This window comes from Duganella sp. CY15W, assembly GCF_009857555.1.
Taxonomy (GTDB): Bacteria; Pseudomonadota; Gammaproteobacteria; order Burkholderiales; family Burkholderiaceae_D; genus Rugamonas; species Rugamonas sacchari.
In genome coordinates this window covers 148,461-165,875 of sequence record NZ_WWCQ01000004.1, presented here as the reverse complement: position 1 = coordinate 165,875, position 17,415 = coordinate 148,461, and the positions used below count along the sequence as shown (strand labels likewise).

Annotated in this window: 14 protein-coding genes; 9 read left to right on the top strand and 5 right to left on the bottom strand. The window is 61.6% G+C overall.

Translation table 11 applies throughout. The features are described 5' to 3' along the window. Positions 1 to 21: 21 nt before the first annotated feature. Both GTP58_RS20780 and tal read right to left on the bottom strand, forming a co-directional pair. Positions 22 to 1,017 carry a BMP family protein gene (locus GTP58_RS20780; RefSeq protein WP_072785130.1) on the bottom strand — a complete coding sequence of 332 codons (996 nt, stop codon included), beginning with the start codon at positions 1,015 to 1,017 and terminating at the stop codon, positions 22 to 24. 88 nt (positions 1,018 to 1,105) lie between these two features. Beyond that, the gene (gene tal, locus GTP58_RS20775; RefSeq protein WP_161079064.1) at positions 1,106 to 2,185 is read right to left on the bottom strand and encodes a transaldolase; all 1,080 of its coding nucleotides are present in this window, start codon (positions 2,183 to 2,185) and stop codon (positions 1,106 to 1,108) included. A 398-nt stretch (positions 2,186 to 2,583) separates the two neighbouring features. Between tal and GTP58_RS20770 the strand changes: the two genes are divergently transcribed. The 4 genes from GTP58_RS20770 (at position 2,584) to pcp (ending at position 7,306) form a co-directional block, all read left to right on the top strand. Continuing rightward, entirely contained in the window at positions 2,584 to 4,911 is a 2,328-nt protein-coding gene (locus GTP58_RS20770) for a TonB-dependent receptor (RefSeq protein WP_202413801.1), read from the top strand. Between the two features lie 67 nt (positions 4,912 to 4,978). Continuing rightward, a complete protein-coding gene (locus tag GTP58_RS20765) occupies positions 4,979 to 5,665 on the top strand; it encodes a DUF969 domain-containing protein (RefSeq protein ID WP_072785128.1) in 687 nt (228 codons plus the stop codon). Further along, the gene (locus tag GTP58_RS20760) at positions 5,662 to 6,618 is read left to right on the top strand and encodes a DUF979 domain-containing protein (RefSeq protein WP_161079063.1); all 957 of its coding nucleotides are present in this window, start codon (positions 5,662 to 5,664) and stop codon (positions 6,616 to 6,618) included. The genes GTP58_RS20765 and GTP58_RS20760 overlap by 4 nt, the downstream gene beginning before the upstream one ends. 37 nt (positions 6,619 to 6,655) lie before the next feature. Continuing rightward, complete coding sequence (pcp, locus tag GTP58_RS20755; RefSeq protein ID WP_072785124.1) at positions 6,656 to 7,306, top strand: pyroglutamyl-peptidase I; 651 nt, start codon at positions 6,656 to 6,658, stop codon at positions 7,304 to 7,306. Between the two features lie 5 nt (positions 7,307 to 7,311). Here pcp and GTP58_RS20750 read toward each other — a convergent pair whose 3' ends face one another. From GTP58_RS20750 to GTP58_RS20740, 3 genes are read right to left on the bottom strand one after another with little or no spacing between them, the layout of a single operon-like run. Next, the gene (locus GTP58_RS20750) at positions 7,312 to 8,220 is read right to left on the bottom strand and encodes a LysR family transcriptional regulator (protein WP_161079062.1); all 909 of its coding nucleotides are present in this window, start codon (positions 8,218 to 8,220) and stop codon (positions 7,312 to 7,314) included. A gap of 20 nt (positions 8,221 to 8,240) precedes the next feature. Next, positions 8,241 to 9,155, bottom strand: coding sequence for a pseudouridine-5'-phosphate glycosidase (locus GTP58_RS20745; RefSeq protein WP_161079061.1), 915 nt, complete (start codon positions 9,153 to 9,155; stop codon positions 8,241 to 8,243). 4 nt (positions 9,156 to 9,159) lie between these two features. Then, positions 9,160 to 10,302, bottom strand: coding sequence for a carbohydrate kinase (locus GTP58_RS20740; protein ID WP_161079060.1), 1,143 nt, complete (start codon positions 10,300 to 10,302; stop codon positions 9,160 to 9,162). Positions 10,303 to 10,516: 214 nt separating this feature from the next. On the opposite strand from GTP58_RS20740, the gene xapA reads away from it, so the two are divergent. From xapA to deoA, 5 genes are all read left to right on the top strand, one after another. Beyond that, complete coding sequence (gene xapA, locus GTP58_RS20735; protein WP_072785118.1) at positions 10,517 to 11,356, top strand: xanthosine phosphorylase; 840 nt, start codon at positions 10,517 to 10,519, stop codon at positions 11,354 to 11,356. Between the two features lie 51 nt (positions 11,357 to 11,407). Continuing rightward, the gene (locus GTP58_RS20730) at positions 11,408 to 12,601 is read left to right on the top strand and encodes a phosphopentomutase (protein WP_072785116.1); all 1,194 of its coding nucleotides are present in this window, start codon (positions 11,408 to 11,410) and stop codon (positions 12,599 to 12,601) included. Further along, the gene (gene deoC / locus GTP58_RS20725) at positions 12,598 to 13,560 is read left to right on the top strand and encodes a deoxyribose-phosphate aldolase (RefSeq protein WP_161079059.1); all 963 of its coding nucleotides are present in this window, start codon (positions 12,598 to 12,600) and stop codon (positions 13,558 to 13,560) included. The genes GTP58_RS20730 and deoC overlap by 4 nt, the downstream gene beginning before the upstream one ends. Positions 13,561 to 13,574: 14 nt before the next feature. Next, entirely contained in the window at positions 13,575 to 15,959 is a 2,385-nt protein-coding gene (locus GTP58_RS20720) for an aldehyde dehydrogenase family protein (RefSeq protein WP_373924763.1), read from the top strand. 123 nt (positions 15,960 to 16,082) lie between these two features. Next, positions 16,083 to 17,408, top strand: coding sequence for a thymidine phosphorylase (gene deoA, locus GTP58_RS20715; RefSeq protein ID WP_161079058.1), 1,326 nt, complete (start codon positions 16,083 to 16,085; stop codon positions 17,406 to 17,408). Positions 17,409 to 17,415: the final 7 nt, after the last annotated feature.

Sequence of the window (17,415 nt, the reverse complement as noted above, 5' to 3'; positions counted from 1 at the left end):
CGTTTCGTGTTCAAACAGATGTTAGACCGGGCAGGCAGTACCCGAACGGATATCGATGACCTTGACCTTGCCATCGATAATGTCCTTACGCGCACCCGTCACACGCTTTTCGATTTCCGGCGTGATCAGCTTGCGGTTGTTCTCGTCCAGCGCCCAATCGACGCCGCCTTCTTTCAGGCCTTTGGCGGTGACGCCGGCCTTCCAGGTGCCTGCCTTCATTTGCATGAAGGAGTCGTACACGGCGTTGTCGACGCGCTTGACCATCGAGGTCAGCACGCTGCCTGGGTACAGGTGATTCTGGTTGGAGTCGACGCCGATCGCCAGCTTGCCTTTTTCCTTGGCGGTCTGCAGCGTGCCCAGGCCCGAACCGCCGGCCACGGCAAACACCACGTCCACGCCGCGGTCGAACTGCGAACGGGCCAGTTCACCGCCCTTGGCCGGATTGTTCCACGAGTCGGAGGTGGTGCCGACCATGTTGGAGGTCACTTCCACTTTCGGGTTGACGGCCTTGGCGCCCTGCGCATAGCCGCACGAGAAGGTGCGGATCAGCGGGATGTCGACACCGCCGATGAAGCCGATCTTTTTCGACTTGGAGGCCAAGGCCGCAGCCACGCCCACCAGGTACGAACCTTCTTCTTCCTTAAAGGTGATCGAGTTGACGTTGGCGCCCTGCGCCACGCCGTCGATCAGCACAAAGCGGACTTTCGGGAATTCCTTGGCGACCTTCTGCACGGCAGCCTGCTGGGCGAAGCCGATCGAGGCGATCAGGTCCAGGTTCTTGCGGGCGAGGCCGCGCAGCACCTGTTCAGCCTGGGTGTCGCTGGAGGCTTGCACCTCGATGAAATTGATATTGGTTTCCTTCTTGAAGCGCGTGGCGCCTTCAAAAGCGGACTGGTTAAACGACTTGTCGAACTTGCCGCCCGCGTCATACACGATGCCCAGTTTTGGGTCAGCCGCGGACGCGCTGGCAGCGATAAACAGTGCTGCAACCGTCAAACTAAGTTGTGAAAGTTTCATGAATAGGCTCCTGGAAGATCGATATTGTATATTTTTATTGGCCGAAACATGTAATTCCGTGCCGTTAAATTCCTCTAAACCCCTGATTTCACTCGGTAAGCGCTAGCAACTTGCTAAAAGCTTGCTCGAATTGCAGCAGCCCGGCATCCAGCAATTGCTTGCCGATCGTCTCCAGATCGATGCCTTGATGGGCCAGTTGCGCCAGTACGGCGCGCTCGGCCTGGACCTCCGTGCTTAAGCTGGTTTCAGCCTCGCCATGGTCGCGGAAGGCGGCCAGGGTGGCGTCCGGCACGGTGTTGATGGTATCGGCGCCGATCAGGCCTTCGACATAGCGCACATCGCGTTCGGCCGCGGTCTTGGTAGCGGTGCTGGCCCACAGCAGCCACTGCGGCGTGGCGCCAAAGGCGGCAAATACGCCGAAACCGCTGTCATTCTTCCAGTCGGCGTAGGCGATGCGGGCGGCGGCGATGGCGGCCTTGCCGCGCAAGGCGTCGCCGGGTGGCAGCAGGGCGTCCACCGCGACGTCGATGCGGCTGATGAAGATACTTGCCACACTGGCAATACGTTGTACCGATAATTTGTCCTGCAGGCGGCGTGCCAGGCCGCGGCGGTGGGCGGCGCGCACGGCCTGGATCTGGCTGGCGCTGAAGATCAGCGTCATGTTGACGTTGATGCCGGCATAGATCACTTCTTCCAGCGCGGCGATGCCGGCCGGCGTGGCCGGAATCTTGATCATGGCGTTGGGACGGCCGATCAGCGCCCACAGGCGCTTGGCGTCGGCCACCGTGCCCTCGGCGTCGTGCGCCAGGCGTGGCGCCACTTCAAAGCTCACGAAGCCGGCGCGGCCGTGGCTTTGTTCATAGGTGGGCGCGAACAGGTCGCAGGCGCGTTGCACGTCCGGAATCACCAGGCCTTCAAAGCGCGCTTCCGGCGTCGCATGCGCCGTGCGCAGCAGGGGCAGGGCGGCCTGGTAGGCGGGATCGTTCTGGATCGCCTGGTAAAAAATGGCCGGGTTCGAGGTCAGGCCTTGCACGCCATCCTGGGCGATGAGCCCGGCCAGCTGGCCGGAAGCGAGCAGGTGGCGGCTCAGGTTGTCGAGCCAGATTTGTTGTCCCAGATTGCCGACCGCGCGAACGCGGCTCAAGCTGTGTTCCAAGGTGTTGTTCATCTACCGTTCCAAGAATAATGTCGCACTGCAACAACAAAGGCCGCCGAATTAAATATTTTTGTATTGTTGCTTTTTTGTCCGTTTGGAAAAAAAGTCAGGCGTTGGCGGTCCCTTGCTGCCATCTCTCTTTCATAGAGAAAGTGGCTGTCTGCCCGGTGTTAAAGGCAGTCCACTACTATGCCCCAGTGCCGATATGTACGACAAATTCGTTTTTTCTTGCTTATTTATACAAAACAAATATGAATCATTTGCCTGCAAAAGGGGGATTGGAAGCGTTTTTTTCCGTGCTAGCATGTTTGGTAATTTGTATATCGATATACGCAAATTGTTCATATTCGATACACATTTAATAACTAAAAAGCAATTTTGATCTACACAATATCAAGGGAGCAGGACATATGAGCAAGCAAAGCAGTTTCGCAGTGCGGTCGCTGATCGCACTAGCTGTCGCCAGCGCTTTCCCGCTGCATTCGGCCATGGCCGCAGAAGCCGCCGCCGCCGCCGCTGAGGCGCAGGACACCCCGGCCGCCGCTGAACCAGCCGCCAACAAGAACCAGCTTGAAACCGTGATCGTGACCGCACAGCGCCGCGCGGAAAACATCAAGGACGTACCGATGTCCATCGCCACCATCAAAGGCGACAAGCTGGACGCGCTGACGTCGGGCGCGGGCGATATCCGTGTACTGTCCGGCCGCTCGCCTTCGCTGAACATTGAATCGGACTACGGCCGCGCTTTCCCGCGTTTCTACATCCGCGGCCTGGGCAATACCGACTTTGACCTGAACGCATCGCAGCCAGTGGGCTATGTGATGGACGATATCGTCCAGGAAAACGCCATGCTCAAGGGTTTCCCGGTGTTTGACGTCGACCAGGTCGAGGTGCTGCGCGGTCCGCAGGGCACGCTGTTCGGCCGTAACTCGCCAGCCGGCGTGATCAAGTTCGACTCGGCCAAGCCAGTCTTCAAGCAGGAAGGCTATTTGCTGCTGGGCGTGGGCAACTACTCGGCCAAGAACGTTGAGGGTGCGTATAACTTCCCGATCAGCGACACCGTGGCAGTGCGTTTCTCCGGCACCAGCCAGCACCGCGATAACCGCGTGCACAATACCAATCCAACGCCGAACAAGGGCACCCAGGACTTTGAAGGCTACGGCGACAACGCCTTCCGCCTGCAAGCGCTGGTACAGCCGAACAAGGACTTCAGCGCGCTGTTCAATTACCACGAGCGCGACTACCACGGCAGCGCCACGCTGTTCCGCGCCAACATCATCAAGCAGGGCACCAACGATATCGTTGACGGCTTTGACTATGGTTCGTATCCGACCGATGGCGTCAACTACCAGCGCCTGAACACCAAGGGCGGCAGCATCCGCCTGAAGTACAACCTGAACGACATCACGCTGCACTCGATCACCGGCTACGAAAAGCTGAAGTTTGACAGCCGTGCCGACGTCGATGGCGGCTATGGCGCCGTCTTCGCGCCACCATCGGGTCCTGGCCGTATTCCATTCCCGGTCGAGACGGCCGACCTGCTGCCTAACCACAAACAGTTCACGCAAGAGTTCCGCGCCGAGTCGAATTACAGCGGCCCGCTGCAATGGATCGGTGGCCTGTTCTACTTCAACGAAGCGATCGAGATTGACAGTATCAGCTTCAATTCGCTGGCCCCAGGCAATCCACAGAACATCCCGTTTGCGCTGCAAAACCAAAAGGCGAAATCGTGGGCGGCATTCGGCTCGCTGAACTACACCGTGACCGACAAGCTGAAGGTGCGCGGCGGCCTGCGCTACACCTCGGACAAGAAGGACTTCTTCGCGTCGCGTACCGACTATGACGCCAGCAACACGCTGATCACCCTGCCATATAACCTGAGCAGCACCTCGCACAATGTCAGCTGGGATCTGAGCGGTACTTATGAGCTGGACAAAAACACCAACCTGTTTGCCCGCGCTGCTACCGGCTATCGCGCGCCATCGATGCAAGGCCGCCTGAATGGCCTCAGCGATGTGCCGTCGATGGCGGGTGCCGAGAAGGCCTTGTCGTTTGAAGCCGGTATCAAGCAAGACCTGTTTGACAAGCGTGCGCGTCTGAGCGCGGCGGTCTTCCAGTACCGCGTCAAGGACAAGCAGCTGACCGCAGGCAGCGGCACCATCAACATGAACCGTCTGATCAACGCCGACAAGGTCACTGGCCAGGGTATCGAGCTGGATCTGCAAGCGAACCTGGGCTATGGCTTCAGCGGCTCGCTGGGCTACAGCTTCAACGATACGGAGATCAAGGACAAGAATGTGCGCGTGGCTTACTGCGGTAACGTCGCCAACAATGCTGGCCTGGGCTGCACGCCGACCAACACTCCGGCGCCTGGCTACCCTGGCTACTCGCTGATCGATGGTAACGACCTGCCGCGCGCACCGCGCCACCAGGCCAACTTCTCGCTCAAGTACAGCACCGAAGTAGGCAATGGCGAGCTGTATGCGATGACCGACTGGAGCTACCGCAGCAGTTACAACTTCTTCCTGTACACCGCCACCGAGTACACCGCCAAACCGCTGACCGAAGGTGGCGTGCGTATCGGTTACAAATGGGGCGACGGCAAGTATGAAGTGGCTGGCTTTGGCCGCAACATCACCAACAAGATCGTCCTGCTCAGCGCAATTGAGTTCGATAACCTGACCGGTATGTTGAATGAGCCACGCACCTGGGGCGCGACCTTCAAGGTCAACTTCTAAGATAGCGTAAGCCAGAGTCCCCGCACATCCGGAAGGAGTGCGGGGATTTTTACATTGGAGACAGCAAGTGCAACACACCATCAACCTGTGGCCGCTGCTAGGCGTCGCCGTTATCGTTCTGGGCTTCGCGCTGCGCGCCCATCCTGTGCTGGTGGTGCTTGCCGCCTTTTTTGTCACCGGGATTGCCGCCGCCATGCCGATGGAGCATCTGCTGGCCTCACTCGGCACCGCCTTCATCAAGACACGCAATCTGCCCATCATCCTGCTGCTGCCGATTGCGGCGATCGGACTACTGGAGCGGCATGGCCTGAAGGAGCATGCGCAGGCGTCGATTGCGCGCATCAAGTCGGCCACCACCGGCCGTCTGCTGATCGTCTACCTGGCGATCCGCGAACTGGCTGCCGCTTTCGGCCTGACCAGCATCGGCGGCCATCCGAACATGGTGCGCCCGCTGATTGCGCCGATGGCGGAAGGCGCGGCCGAAGTGCGCTATCCCAACCTGTCCATCGAAATGCGCTACCGCATCCGCGCCATGTCCGCGGCCACCGACAACGTTGGCCTGTTCTTTGGCGAAGACGTGTTCGTGGCCTTTGGCGCCATCGTGCTGATGCAGACCATCCTGCGCGGCGAAGGGCTGGAAGTCGATCCGCTGCACATGGCCTTGTGGGGCATACCGACCGCGATTTCCGCTTTCATCATTCATTCGTGGCGGCTGTACCGTCTGGATAAACACATCGCCCGGAGCGCGGCATGATCATCAAGCTTGATTACTTCTTCTACGTGCTGGGTGCGATGCTGCTGATGGTGGCGTGGATGGCGCTACGCGACCAGCACAATCCCAAGCGCTACAGCAGCGCCCTGTTCTGGGCCTTGTACGCGGTGATCTACCTGGCCGGCGACCAGTTGCCGCCCGTGGCATCGGGCCTGCTGATGGTGGCGATGGGGTTGATCGCCGGCTTCGGCGGCGTCACCCTGGGCAGCTATGGCGACCGTAGTGTGGAAGAACGCCGCAGCAGCGCACAGCGCCTGGGCCACAAGTTGCTGATCCCGGCGCTGCTGATTCCCGTCACTACGGTCATCGGTTCCACGCTGTTCAAGGACGTCAAGCTGGGCGATTTGTTTCTGCTCGATCCCAAGAACCTGACCCTGGTCAGCCTGGGCTGCGGCTCGCTGTTCGCGGTGGCCACCGCATGCTGGCTCACGCGCTCCACGCCGATGCAGGCGATGCGCGAGTCGCGCCGGCTGATCGATCATCTGGGCTGGGCGGTGGTGCTGCCGCATATGCTGGCGGTACTGGGGCTGCTGTTCACCGAAGCCGGCATGGGCAAGGCGGTGGCGCATGTGGTCACGTCCTACATCAATATGGACATACGGCTGGTGGCGGTGGCGGTGTACTGCATCGGCATGGCGCTGTTCACGGTCATCATGGGTAATGGCTTTGCCGCCTTCCCGGTGATTGCAGGTGGCGTCGGCATCCCGGTGCTGGTCGGCGTGTATCACGCCAATCCGGCGGTGATGGCGGCAATCGGCATGTTCAGTGCTTATTGCGGCACGCTCATGACGCCGATGGCGGCCAATTTCAACATCGTGCCCGCTGCGCTGCTGGAACTGCCGGACAAGAACGCCGTCGTGAAGATACAGGTGGCGACTGCGTTGCCACTATTGGTAGTCAATATCGCGCTGCTTTATTTTTTGATGAATATGTGAGACGCTTCCGCACTTAAGCATCACCGGAGCTGTCGAGATGAAAAAGATAATATTGTTAACCGGCTTTGAACCGTTTAACAACGAGACTATTAACCCGTCGTGGGAAGCGGTACGTCAGCTCGATGGCTGGCATGAAGGTGAATTCGTGGTCCATGCGCGCAAGCTGCCATGCGTGTTTGGCCATGCCCTCAAGGTTGTGCATCAGGCGGTGGAAGAACTGCAGCCAAGTATTGTGATTGCGGTCGGCCAGGCCGGTGGCCGGGTCGACATGTCGGTGGAACGCGTGGCCATCAACATCGATGACGCGCCGATTGCCGACAACCAGCAGCGCCAACTGGTCGACCAGCCGATTGTGAACGGTGGTCCGGTGGCCTACTTTTCCACCTTGCCGATCAAGGCCATCGTGCACGAACTGCGCGAAGCGGGCCTGCCGGCCTCGGTGTCGCAGACGGCAGGCACCTTTGTCTGCAACCACGTGTTCTATGGCCTGATGCATCAGGCCCACGAGTGGGGCACCACCATGCGCGCCGGTTTCATTCATATTCCCTACCTGCCGCAGCAGGCTGCCAAACATCCCGGTTCGGCCAGCATGAAGCTGGAAGATGTGGTCGAAGGCTTGCGCATCGCCGTGCGTACCACGCTGGCGCATACGGTCGATATGCGCGAAGCGGGCGGTCTGACACATTAGTCAGATCAGTCGGCGCGGGCGGGCGGATTCAGGATGTTGAGGAAGGCCCGCACCACCGGCGCATCGTCGGTGGTGGTGTAGGTGATGTACAAATTCGCCGACGGCGGATTGCTGCGGATCGGCAGGAACACCACACCCGGCCAGCCGATGCGGCTGGTGGTTTCCGGGATCAGCGTCACGCCCAGGCCCGCGCCTACCATGGCCAGCAGGGTTTGCGGCTCGGACGCTTCCTGGAAAATGGTCGGCTGGAAGCCGGCATTCACACAGCACTGGATCAGGTAGCGTGGGAAGGACGACTTGTCCAGGGCCAGCGTCAGCATCGGCTCGTCCGCAATATCGATCAGTTCAATCGCATCCTGCTTGGCCAGCGGGTGGTGTTCGTTGATGGCCACGCAGACGTCTTCGCGGAAACACAGTTCCTGGCGCAGGTTGTCGTTTTTGAGGTCGTCCTCATCCAGCCTGGGTTCGCGCCAGAAACCAACGTCGATCTGCTTGGCGCGCAGCGCGTCATATTGCGCGGTCGGCCCCAGTTCGTGCAGGGTCCAGGTCACGCGCGGGAATTTGCTCTGGAATTCTTCCAGCAGGCTGGGTATCGGCCCCCACATGGCCGAACCGACGATGCCCACGCGCAGCCGGCCCACTTCGCCGCGGTCGATCTGGCGGATGGTGTCGATGGTCATGCGCATCTTGGCCAGCAGCTCGGAGGCTTCGCTCATGAGCGCCTTGCCGGCCACCGTCAGTTCAAAGGTGCGCGTGGTGCGCGCAAACAGTTTGACGCCCAGTTCACTTTCCAGTTTCATGATCTGCTGGCTGAGCGGCGGCTGCGATATGTGCAGACGCTCGGCAGCGCGGCTGAAACTCTTTTCTTCTGCGACGGCGAGGAAGTACTTTAGTTGTTTCAGATCGATGGACATGGCGTTTTGGCGTCAGTGTTTCAGTGCGTCGATTGCATGGCCACCGCCAGTGCGGCGCCGCAGCGGGCGTTGTTCTTGACCAGGGCGATGTTGGTTGCCAGGCTGCGGCCTTCGGTCAGCGCCTTGATGCGGCTGAGCAGGAAGGGCGTGACGTTCTTGCCGGTGACGCCTTGTGCATCGGCTTCCTGCAAGGCCTGTGCGGTGATGCGGTCGATTTCTTCCTTGGGCATCGCTTCGGCGGCCGGCACCGGATTGCTGACGACGATGCCGCCTTTCAGGCCCAGTGACCATTTGGTCTGGATGAAGGCGGCCTGCTCGGTCGCCGTGTCCAGCTGGAAGTCGGCATTGAAGCCGCTCTCGCGCGTGAAGAACGCCGGGAAGCCGCGCTGGCCGACGCTGACCACGGGCACGCCGAAGGTTTCCAGGTATTCCAGCGTCAGGCCGATGTCGAGGATGGACTTGACGCCGGCGCACACCACGGCCACCGAGGTCTGCGCCAGTTCCTGCAGGTCGGCCGAGATGTCGAAGCTGGTTTCCGCGCCGCGGTGCACGCCGCCGATGCCGCCGGTGACGAACACCTGGATGCCGGCCAGCTCGGCGCAGATCATGGTGGCTGCGACGGTGGTGGCGCCCAGCTTATTTTGCGCCAGCACGTAAGGCAGGTCGCGGCGGCTGACCTTCATCGCATCCGGCGAGGTGCCCAGCAGTTCCAGCTGTTCTTCCGACAGGCCGACACAGATTTTGCCGCCAATGATGGCGATGGTGGCCGGCACGGCGCCGCCGTCGCGGATGATCTGTTCCACTTCACGCGCCATCTGCACGTTTTGCGGATACGGCATGCCGTGCGAGATGATGGTCGATTCCAGTGCGACGATGGCTTTGCCGGCGGCGCGGGCGGCGGCCACTTCCGGCGAGAACAGCAGGTATTGGTGCATGGTTTTATCCTTTATTGGGGAAGAGCAGGGTTTCAAAAGGCTGGCTCATATCAAAGTCGTGAATCTCGTCGAGGACGTCGGCGGCCAGCACCGGCGACACCGTCTCCGGACTTTCCAGCGTCATCGCGGCCACTTTCAGGCCACGGCGGCAGGCCAGCGTCAGGTCGGGGCTGCCCTGGTAGAGCGACCAGCAGACGGCGGCCGAGAAGGCATCGCCGGCGCCGGTCACGTCGACCACGTGTACCTGGTGCGCGGCCAGCCATACCAGCTCCTGGCCGCGCGTGTGGTAGACGCCCTGGCTGCCGCAGGTGACGATGACATCCTGCGTGCCTTGCGCCTGCAGCTCGTTGCAGGCAGCGCGGACGTCGGCCTCGGTCGGCAAGGCGCGGCCGACGCGGGTTTCCAGCTCGCCGCGGTTCAGGATCAGCAGGCGCAGGCCTTGCAGGTGTGCGGGCAGGCGTGCCATCTTCGGCTGCGACACGGCCACAATCACCAGCGGCACGTTATCAGTGCGTGCGCTTTCCAGGAGCACGGTGATGCTGTCGGCGGGGAGATTGAGGTCGGCCACGGTCATGGCGGCGGCCGCGCGCTGCGGTGCGCGGCTGAGCAGGAAGTCCGGCGTGATGCGGTCATACAGCGCCATGTCGGCCAGCGCCACTACCATCTCGCCCTTGTCGTCGAGGATGGCGGTGTAGGTGCCGGTGGCGGCGTCCTGCAGTTTGAGGCTGCCGCGCGTGTCGATGCCGGCGCTCTCGGCGTGTTCCTGCAGGCTGCGGCCGGCGCCATCGTCGCCCAGCGCGGTCAGCAGCGCGGTCGGCAGGTTCAGGCGGGCCAGGTTCTCGGCGATGTTGCGCGCCACGCCGCCATACACTTCTTCGGCGGTGGCGGGATTCGAGGTACCCAGCTGCATGGTGGCGATGGTGCGCAGTTTGCGGTCCAGATTGGCGGCGCCGATGCACATGACGGGGCGCTTGTCCGGCAACACATAGGCGCGGCCCAGCAGGCGGCGCTCGCGGATCAGGCCCGCGATATGGCCGGCCACGGCGGAACGCGACAGGCGTAGCTCGACCGCCAGGTCTTGCTGGGAGATGAAAGGATTGGCGCGTATCAGCTGGTAGAGCTGTTCTTTTTTGGAAGAGTCGGTCACGGTAGTGGCCTCATAAAACATTTGTCCATCATGGTAAACATTTGTCCGAAATGAGTCAACGGCACGTCCACGTCTAAGTTTGCCTTGGTTTATAATACTCCTCATTCATATTTATTTAATATAAATGGCTAAGAAAAATGGTATTTGCCATACATATGGACGATGATGCATAGTGTCAGCTTCCCCAGCCATACCAAAAAACCAGAGGATACCCATGTCTAATAATTCCCCATTCCAGGCAGCTGACATCATTCGCTCCCGTCTCCCAGCTGGCTTCAAGCCGCGCGTCGCGATGATTCTCGGTTCCGGCCTGGGCGTGCTGGCGGAACAAATGACCGATGCCATCACCATCGGCTACGACGAACTGCCAGGCTTCCCGATTTCCACCGTACACGGCCACGCCGGTGAGCTGGTGATCGGCACCCTGTCGGGCGTGCAGGTGGTGTGCATGAAGGGCCGCGGCCACGTCTACGAAGGCTACGGCCTGGGCGTGATGACCAGCGCCGTACGCACCATGAAGCTGCTGGGCGCCGAGATGCTGTTCGTGACCAATGCAGCTGGTTCGCTGCGCACCGAAGTGGACGCTGGTTCGCTGGTGGCGCTGACCGACCATATCAACTTCCTGCCAGGCACCCCGATGATGGGCCCTAACGATGAGCGCTTCGGCCCACGCTTCTTCAGCATGGCCAACGCCTACGACGCTGACCTGCGCGCGCTGCTGCACACCTCGGCAAAAGAGAAAAGCGTAACGCTGCATGACGGCGTGTACATCGCTTACGCCGGTCCTAACTTTGAAACGCCTGCGGAAATCCGCGCGTTCAAGACGCTGGGCGCCGATGTGGTTGGCATGTCGGTGGTGCCGGAAGTGGTATCGGCCCGTCACTGCGGTCTGAAAGTGGTTGGCGTGTCGGCGATCACCAATCTGGCCGAAGGCCTGTCGCCGTTCCCGCTGTCGCATGACCAGACGCTGAAATATGCAGCCGTCGCAGCGACGTCGCTGATTGAAGTGATCCTGGGCTTCCTGGCAAACGTGGCAAAAACGCCGCAGGCTTAAGGAACCGAACAGGGGCGGCTAGTCCGCCCCTTTGCTTTTTAGGAGTTGATTATGAAACGCGCATTTATCCTGTTGCTCGATTCGTTTGGTCTGGGCGCGACGCCTGACGCGGCCAAGTACAACGACGCTGGCGCCAACACCTTCGGCCACATCGCCGAGCAAGTCGCCAAAAGCGGCAAGCCGATGTCGCTGCCGACCATGGAAAACCTGGGCCTGACCGCCGCCGCCCATCTGGCCAGCGGCGAGTGGGCCACCGGCTTCACCCAGCGCGAAGGCTTCACCGGTGCCTACGGCGCCGCGCGTGAACGTTCGACCGGCAAGGACACGCAGTCCGGCCACTGGGAAATCGCTGGCGTGCCAGTGGAATTCGACTGGGGCTACTTCCCGAAAACCGTACCATCGTTCCCGGCCGAGCTGACTGCCAAGCTGCAGGAGCTGACCGGCGTGCCGGGCTTCCTGGGCGACTGCCACGCATCGGGTACGGAAATCATCAACAAGCACGGTGACGAGCATGTCGCCACCGGCAAGCCGATTATCTACACCTCGGCCGACTCGGTGCTGCAGATCGCGGCGCATGAAGAATCGTTTGGCCTGGAGCGCCTGTATGAAGTGTGCGAGATCGCCTTCAAACTGGTTGAGCCGTACAACATCGGCCGCGTGATCGCGCGCCCCTTCCTGGGCGCGAACGGCAACTACACCCGCACCACCAACCGTCACGACTACGCCGTCGCGCCACCTGCGCCGACGTTGCTGGACCACGTGAAGAACGATGGCGGCGAAGTGATCGCGCTGGGCAAGATCAGCGACATCTTCGCCACCCAGGGCGTATCGCGCGTGGTGAAGGGCAAGGACAATATGGCGCTGTTTGACGCGCTGCTGAAAGTAGCGGATGAAGCAGGCGACAAGTCGCTGACCTTCGTCAACTTCGTCGACTTCGACCAGGCCTTCGGCCACCGCCGCGACGTCAACGGTTATTCGAATGCGCTGCACGAGATGGATGCGCGCCTGCCGGAATTCATCGCCAAGCTGCAAGAGGACGACCTGGTTGTGATCACCGCCGACCATGGCTGCGACCCGACCTGGCCAGGCTCCGACCACACGCGTGAACACATCCCGATGATCTTCTTCGGTCCGAAGGTGAAAGCGCAGTCGCTGGGCATTTCCGAATCCTTCTCCGATATCGGCCAGACCCTGGCCCATCACCTCGGCGTCAAACCACTCTCGAACGGAAGCAATCTGCTATGAGCATCATTACTGACTTCAAGCGCAACGAAGCAGTCCCGCTGGACCTGGGCTGGATCAATCACATCCACGTCAACAAGTCCGCCGCCGACCGCCGCGCCGCCAGCCTGGCGAACCGCCGCACGGTGAAGAAGGAATACCAGGCCGCCTGGCTGGTCAAGGCGATCGGCCTGATCGACCTGACCACGCTGTCCGGCGACGATACCCCAGGCCGCGTTGAGCGCCTGTGCCGCAAGGCGCTGCGTCCGCTGCGTACCGACCTGGTCGAGGCACTGGGCCTGCAGGACACCAACCTGGCCACCGGCGCTGTCTGCGTGTACCACGAGATGATCAAGCCGGCGGTGGATGTGCTGCAAGGCCGTCTGCCTATCGCTGCGGTGTCGACCGGCTTCCCGGCTGGCCTGACCAGCATGGAAACCAAAGTGCGCGAGATCGAATTGTCGGTTGCCGCTGGCGCTTCTGAAATCGACATCGTCATCACCCGTCAGCACGTGTTGACCGGTAACTGGCAAGCGCTGTACGACGAGATGCTGGCTTACCGCAAAGCCTGCGGCGAAGCGCACGTCAAAGCGATTCTGGCGACCGGTGAACTGGTCACGCTGGAAAACGTCGCCAAGGCATCGTGGGTGTGCATGATGGCTGGTGCAGACTTCATCAAGACTTCGACCGGTAAAGAGCCAGTCAATGCCACGATTCCCGTGTCGCTGACCATGGTGCGCGCGATTCGCGAGTACCACGAGCAGACCGGCTTCAAGATCGGCTACAAGCCAGCGGGCGGCGTCGGTACGGCCAAGGCCGCGCTGCAGTACCTGACCCTGATGAAGGAAGAATTGGGCAATGAATGGCTGGAACCGCATCTGTTCCGCATCGGCGCCTCCAGCCTGCTGACCGACATCGAGCGCCAACTGGAGCACTATGTGACCGGTAACTACTCGGCCGCTCACCGCCACGCGCAACCTTAATTACGGACACCGTCATGCCAACCATTAAAGAGATCCTCAACACCATGGAATACGGCCCAGCACCGGAAAGCACCAAAGAAGCGCAAGCGTGGCTGGAACAACGCGGCCGCCAGTTCGGCCTGTTCATCAACAACGAATGGAGCGAAGCCGGTGAACTGTTCGCGTCCATCAATCCAGCCGATGGCGCCAAGCTGGCTGACCTGACCCAGGGCAGCGCTGCCGACGTTGACCGCGCAGTCGCTGCGGCACGCGCCGCGCAGCCAGGCTGGCAGGCACTGGGCGGCCATGGCCGCGCCAAGGTGATGTACTCGATCGCCCGCCTGATGCAAAAACATGCGCGCCTGTTCGCCGTGCTGGAAACGCTGGACAACGGCAAGACCATCCGCGAAACCCGCGATGTCGACCTGCCGCTGGTGGCGCGTCACTTCTACTACCACGCCGGCTGGGCGCAGCTGCAAGCCGAAGAATTTTCGGCCTACCGCGCGGTTGGCGTGGTCGGCCAGATCGTGCCGTGGAACTTCCCGCTGCTGATGCTGGCGTGGAAAATCGCGCCGGCGCTGGCCGCTGGTAACACCGTTGTCTTCAAACCTGCCGAATTCACCTCGCTGACCGCGATGCTGTTCGCTGACATCTGCGTACAGGCTGGCGTGCCGGCTGGTGTGGTCAACATCATCACCGGCGATGGCCGCGTGGGCGAAGCCATCGTCAAGCACGAAGGCATCGACAAGCTGGCCTTCACCGGTTCGACCGAAGTCGGCTGCCTTATTCGTGAAGCCTCGGCAGGCAGCGGCAAGAAGCTGTCGCTGGAGCTGGGCGGCAAGTCGCCATTCATCGTGTTTGAAGATGCGGACCTGGATGCTGCGGTTGAAGGCCTGGTCGATTCGATCTGGTTCAATCAGGGCCAGGTGTGCTGCGCAGGTTCGCGCCTGCTGGTGCAGGAATCGGTACAGGATAAATTCCTGGCCAAGCTGCGCGCCCGCATGGACAAGCTGACCCTCGGTTCGCCGCTGGACAAGTCGATGGACATTGGCGCGCTGGTCGATCTAGTGCAGAAGCAGCGCATTGAAAGCCTGGTGCAATCGGCACGCGACGAAGGCTGCACCGTGTACCAGCCAGCATGCGAGCTGCCAGCCAACGGCTCGTGGTTCCCGCCAACCCTGATCACCGGCGCGTCGACTGCAGCTGCCGTGGCGCAGGCTGAAATCTTTGGTCCGGTGCTGGTAGCGATGAGCTTCCGCACGCCGCCAGAAGCAGTACAGCTGGCGAACAACACCGTGTACGGCCTGGCCGCATGCGTGTGGACCGAGAATATCTCGCTGGCGCTGGACGTCGCACCGGCAATCAAGGCTGGCGTGGTGTGGATTAACACCGCCAACCAGTTCGACGCTGCTTGCGGTTTCGGTGGCTACCGCGAATCCGGCTACGGCCGTGAAGGCGGCCGCGAAGGCATGTACGAGTACCTGACCGCCAAAGCGGAAGATGCGCGTCCTGCGGCGCCAGTGACCGAGCCGAAAGCAAAAGCCAAGGCCGCGCCAGTCGCTGCCGGCGGCGCTTTCGCCATCGACCGCACCGCCAAGCTGTACATCGGCGGCAAGCAGGCCCGCCCTGACGGCGCCTACAGCCGCGCGATTCACGGTGCGGACGGTTCCTTCATCGCCGAAGTGGGCGAGGGCAACCGCAAGGACATCCGTAACGCCGTGGAAGCTGCGCACAAGGCAACCGGCTGGACCAAGGCGACTGCGCACAACCGCGCGCAAGTGCTGTACTACATCGCTGAAAACCTGGCTGCGCGTGGCGAAGAATTCGCTGCCCGCATCGCCGCGATGACCGGTTCGAAAAACGCCGAGAAGGAAGTGCAGGCGTCGATCGAGCGTCTGTTCTACTACGCAGCATGGGCTGACAAATACGATGGCCTGGCGCATCAGCCGCCAATGCACGGCATTACCGTGGCGCTCAACGAACCGCTGGGTGTGATCGGTATTGTGTGCCCGAACGAAGCGCCGCTGCTGGGCTTCATCTCGCTGGTGGCGCCGGCGATTGCGCTGGGTAACCGCGTGGTGGTGGTGCCGTCGGAAGCGCATCCGCTGTCGGCGACCGATCTGTATCAGGTGTTCGATACCTCGGACCTGCCGGCTGGCGTGGTGAACATCATCACCGGTTCGGCCGATGAACTGGCGCGTACGCTGGCAACGCACTCGGATATCGATGCGGTGTGGCGTCATGATGGTTCGGCCGAAGGCTGTGCGGAAGTGGAGCGTCTGTCGGCCGGTTCGCTGAAGCGTACCTGGGTGGGCGGCGCCAAAGGCCGCGACTGGTACAGCACCGCGCAAGCGGGCGGCCGTGCCGTGCTGGCTCACGCATCGCAAGTCAAGAACATTTGGATTCCTTACGGCGTATAAAGCACCCCTGACAGCAGGGTCTGACCCCGTACGGGGTCAGACCCTGGCGCCGCCGCAGTGCGGGGTTCGCGGGTGCCGCGAGCCTCTACTGCGGCGTTATCAATTAGTTTTATGGAGAATTCCATGTCCTATTTACCCCAAGAGATCATCCGCAAGAAGCGTGACGGCGGCGCGCTGTCGGCCGAAGAGATCCAGTTCTTCGTTGGCGGGATTACCTCCGGCCGCGTCACCGAAAGCCAGATCGCCGCACTGGCGATGGCCGTCTACTTCAACGACATGAGCATGGACGAACGTGTCGCCTTCACTCTGGCCATGCGCGACTCCGGCGAAGTGCTGGACTGGCGCTCGCTGGACCTGAATGGTCCGGTCGTCGACAAACACTCCACCGGCGGCGTCGGCGACGTCGTCTCCCTGCTGCTCGGCCCTATGGTCGCAGCCTGCGGCGGCTACGTGCCGATGATCTCGGGCCGTGGCCTGGGCCACACCGGCGGCACGCTGGACAAGTTTGATTCCATCCCTGGTTACACCACGGTGCCGGACAACGCCTTGTTCCGCAAGGTGGTAAAAGAAGTCGGTGTCGCCATCATCGGCCAGACCGCGTCGCTGGCGCCATCGGACAAGGTCTTCTACGGCGTGCGCGACGTGACTGCGACCGTGGAATCGGTGGCCATGATTACCGGTTCGATCCTGTCGAAGAAACTGTCGGCAGGCCTGGATGCGCTGGCGATGGACGTCAAGGTCGGTAGCGGCGCCTTCATGCCAAGCTACGAGAAATCGGTGGAACTGGCGGAGAGCATCGTCAAGGTCGGCAACGGTGCGGGCATGATGACCTCCGCTATCCTGACCGACATGAACGAATCGCTGGCGCCATATGCCGGTAACGCGGTGGAAGTACGCGGCGCGATCGATTACCTGAGCGGCAAGTCGCGTCCTGCGCGTCTGCACGAAGTGACCATGGCGCTGTGCGCCGAGATGCTGGTGCTGGGCAAACTGGCTGCGACCGAAGAGGAAGCGCGCGCCAAGCTGCAGGCATCGCTGGATAGCGGCGAAGCGGCGGAACGCTTTGCGCGCATGGTGGTGGCGCTGGGCGGCCCTGCAGACCTGATGGACAATCCGGACAAGTACCTGGAACGTTCGCCGATCATCGTGCCGGCGCCGGCGCTGAAATCGGGCTACGCTGTGTCGGCCAACTGCCGCGATATCGGCCTGGCAGTGGTGTCGCTGGGCGGCGGCCGTCGCCGTGCTGCGGACCCGATCGACTTTGCTGTCGGCCTGACCGGTCTGGTTGGCCTGGGCGATAAAGTGGAAGCCGGCCAGCCGCTGGCGATGGTGCATGCGCGTACGCAGGAAGCGGCCGAGCAGGCGATCCGCGAAATCCAGGCGGCCTACCAGATCACCGATGCAGCAGCTGCCGCCAACCCGGTTGTCTATCGCACGATTCGCCCGTAACCATGTC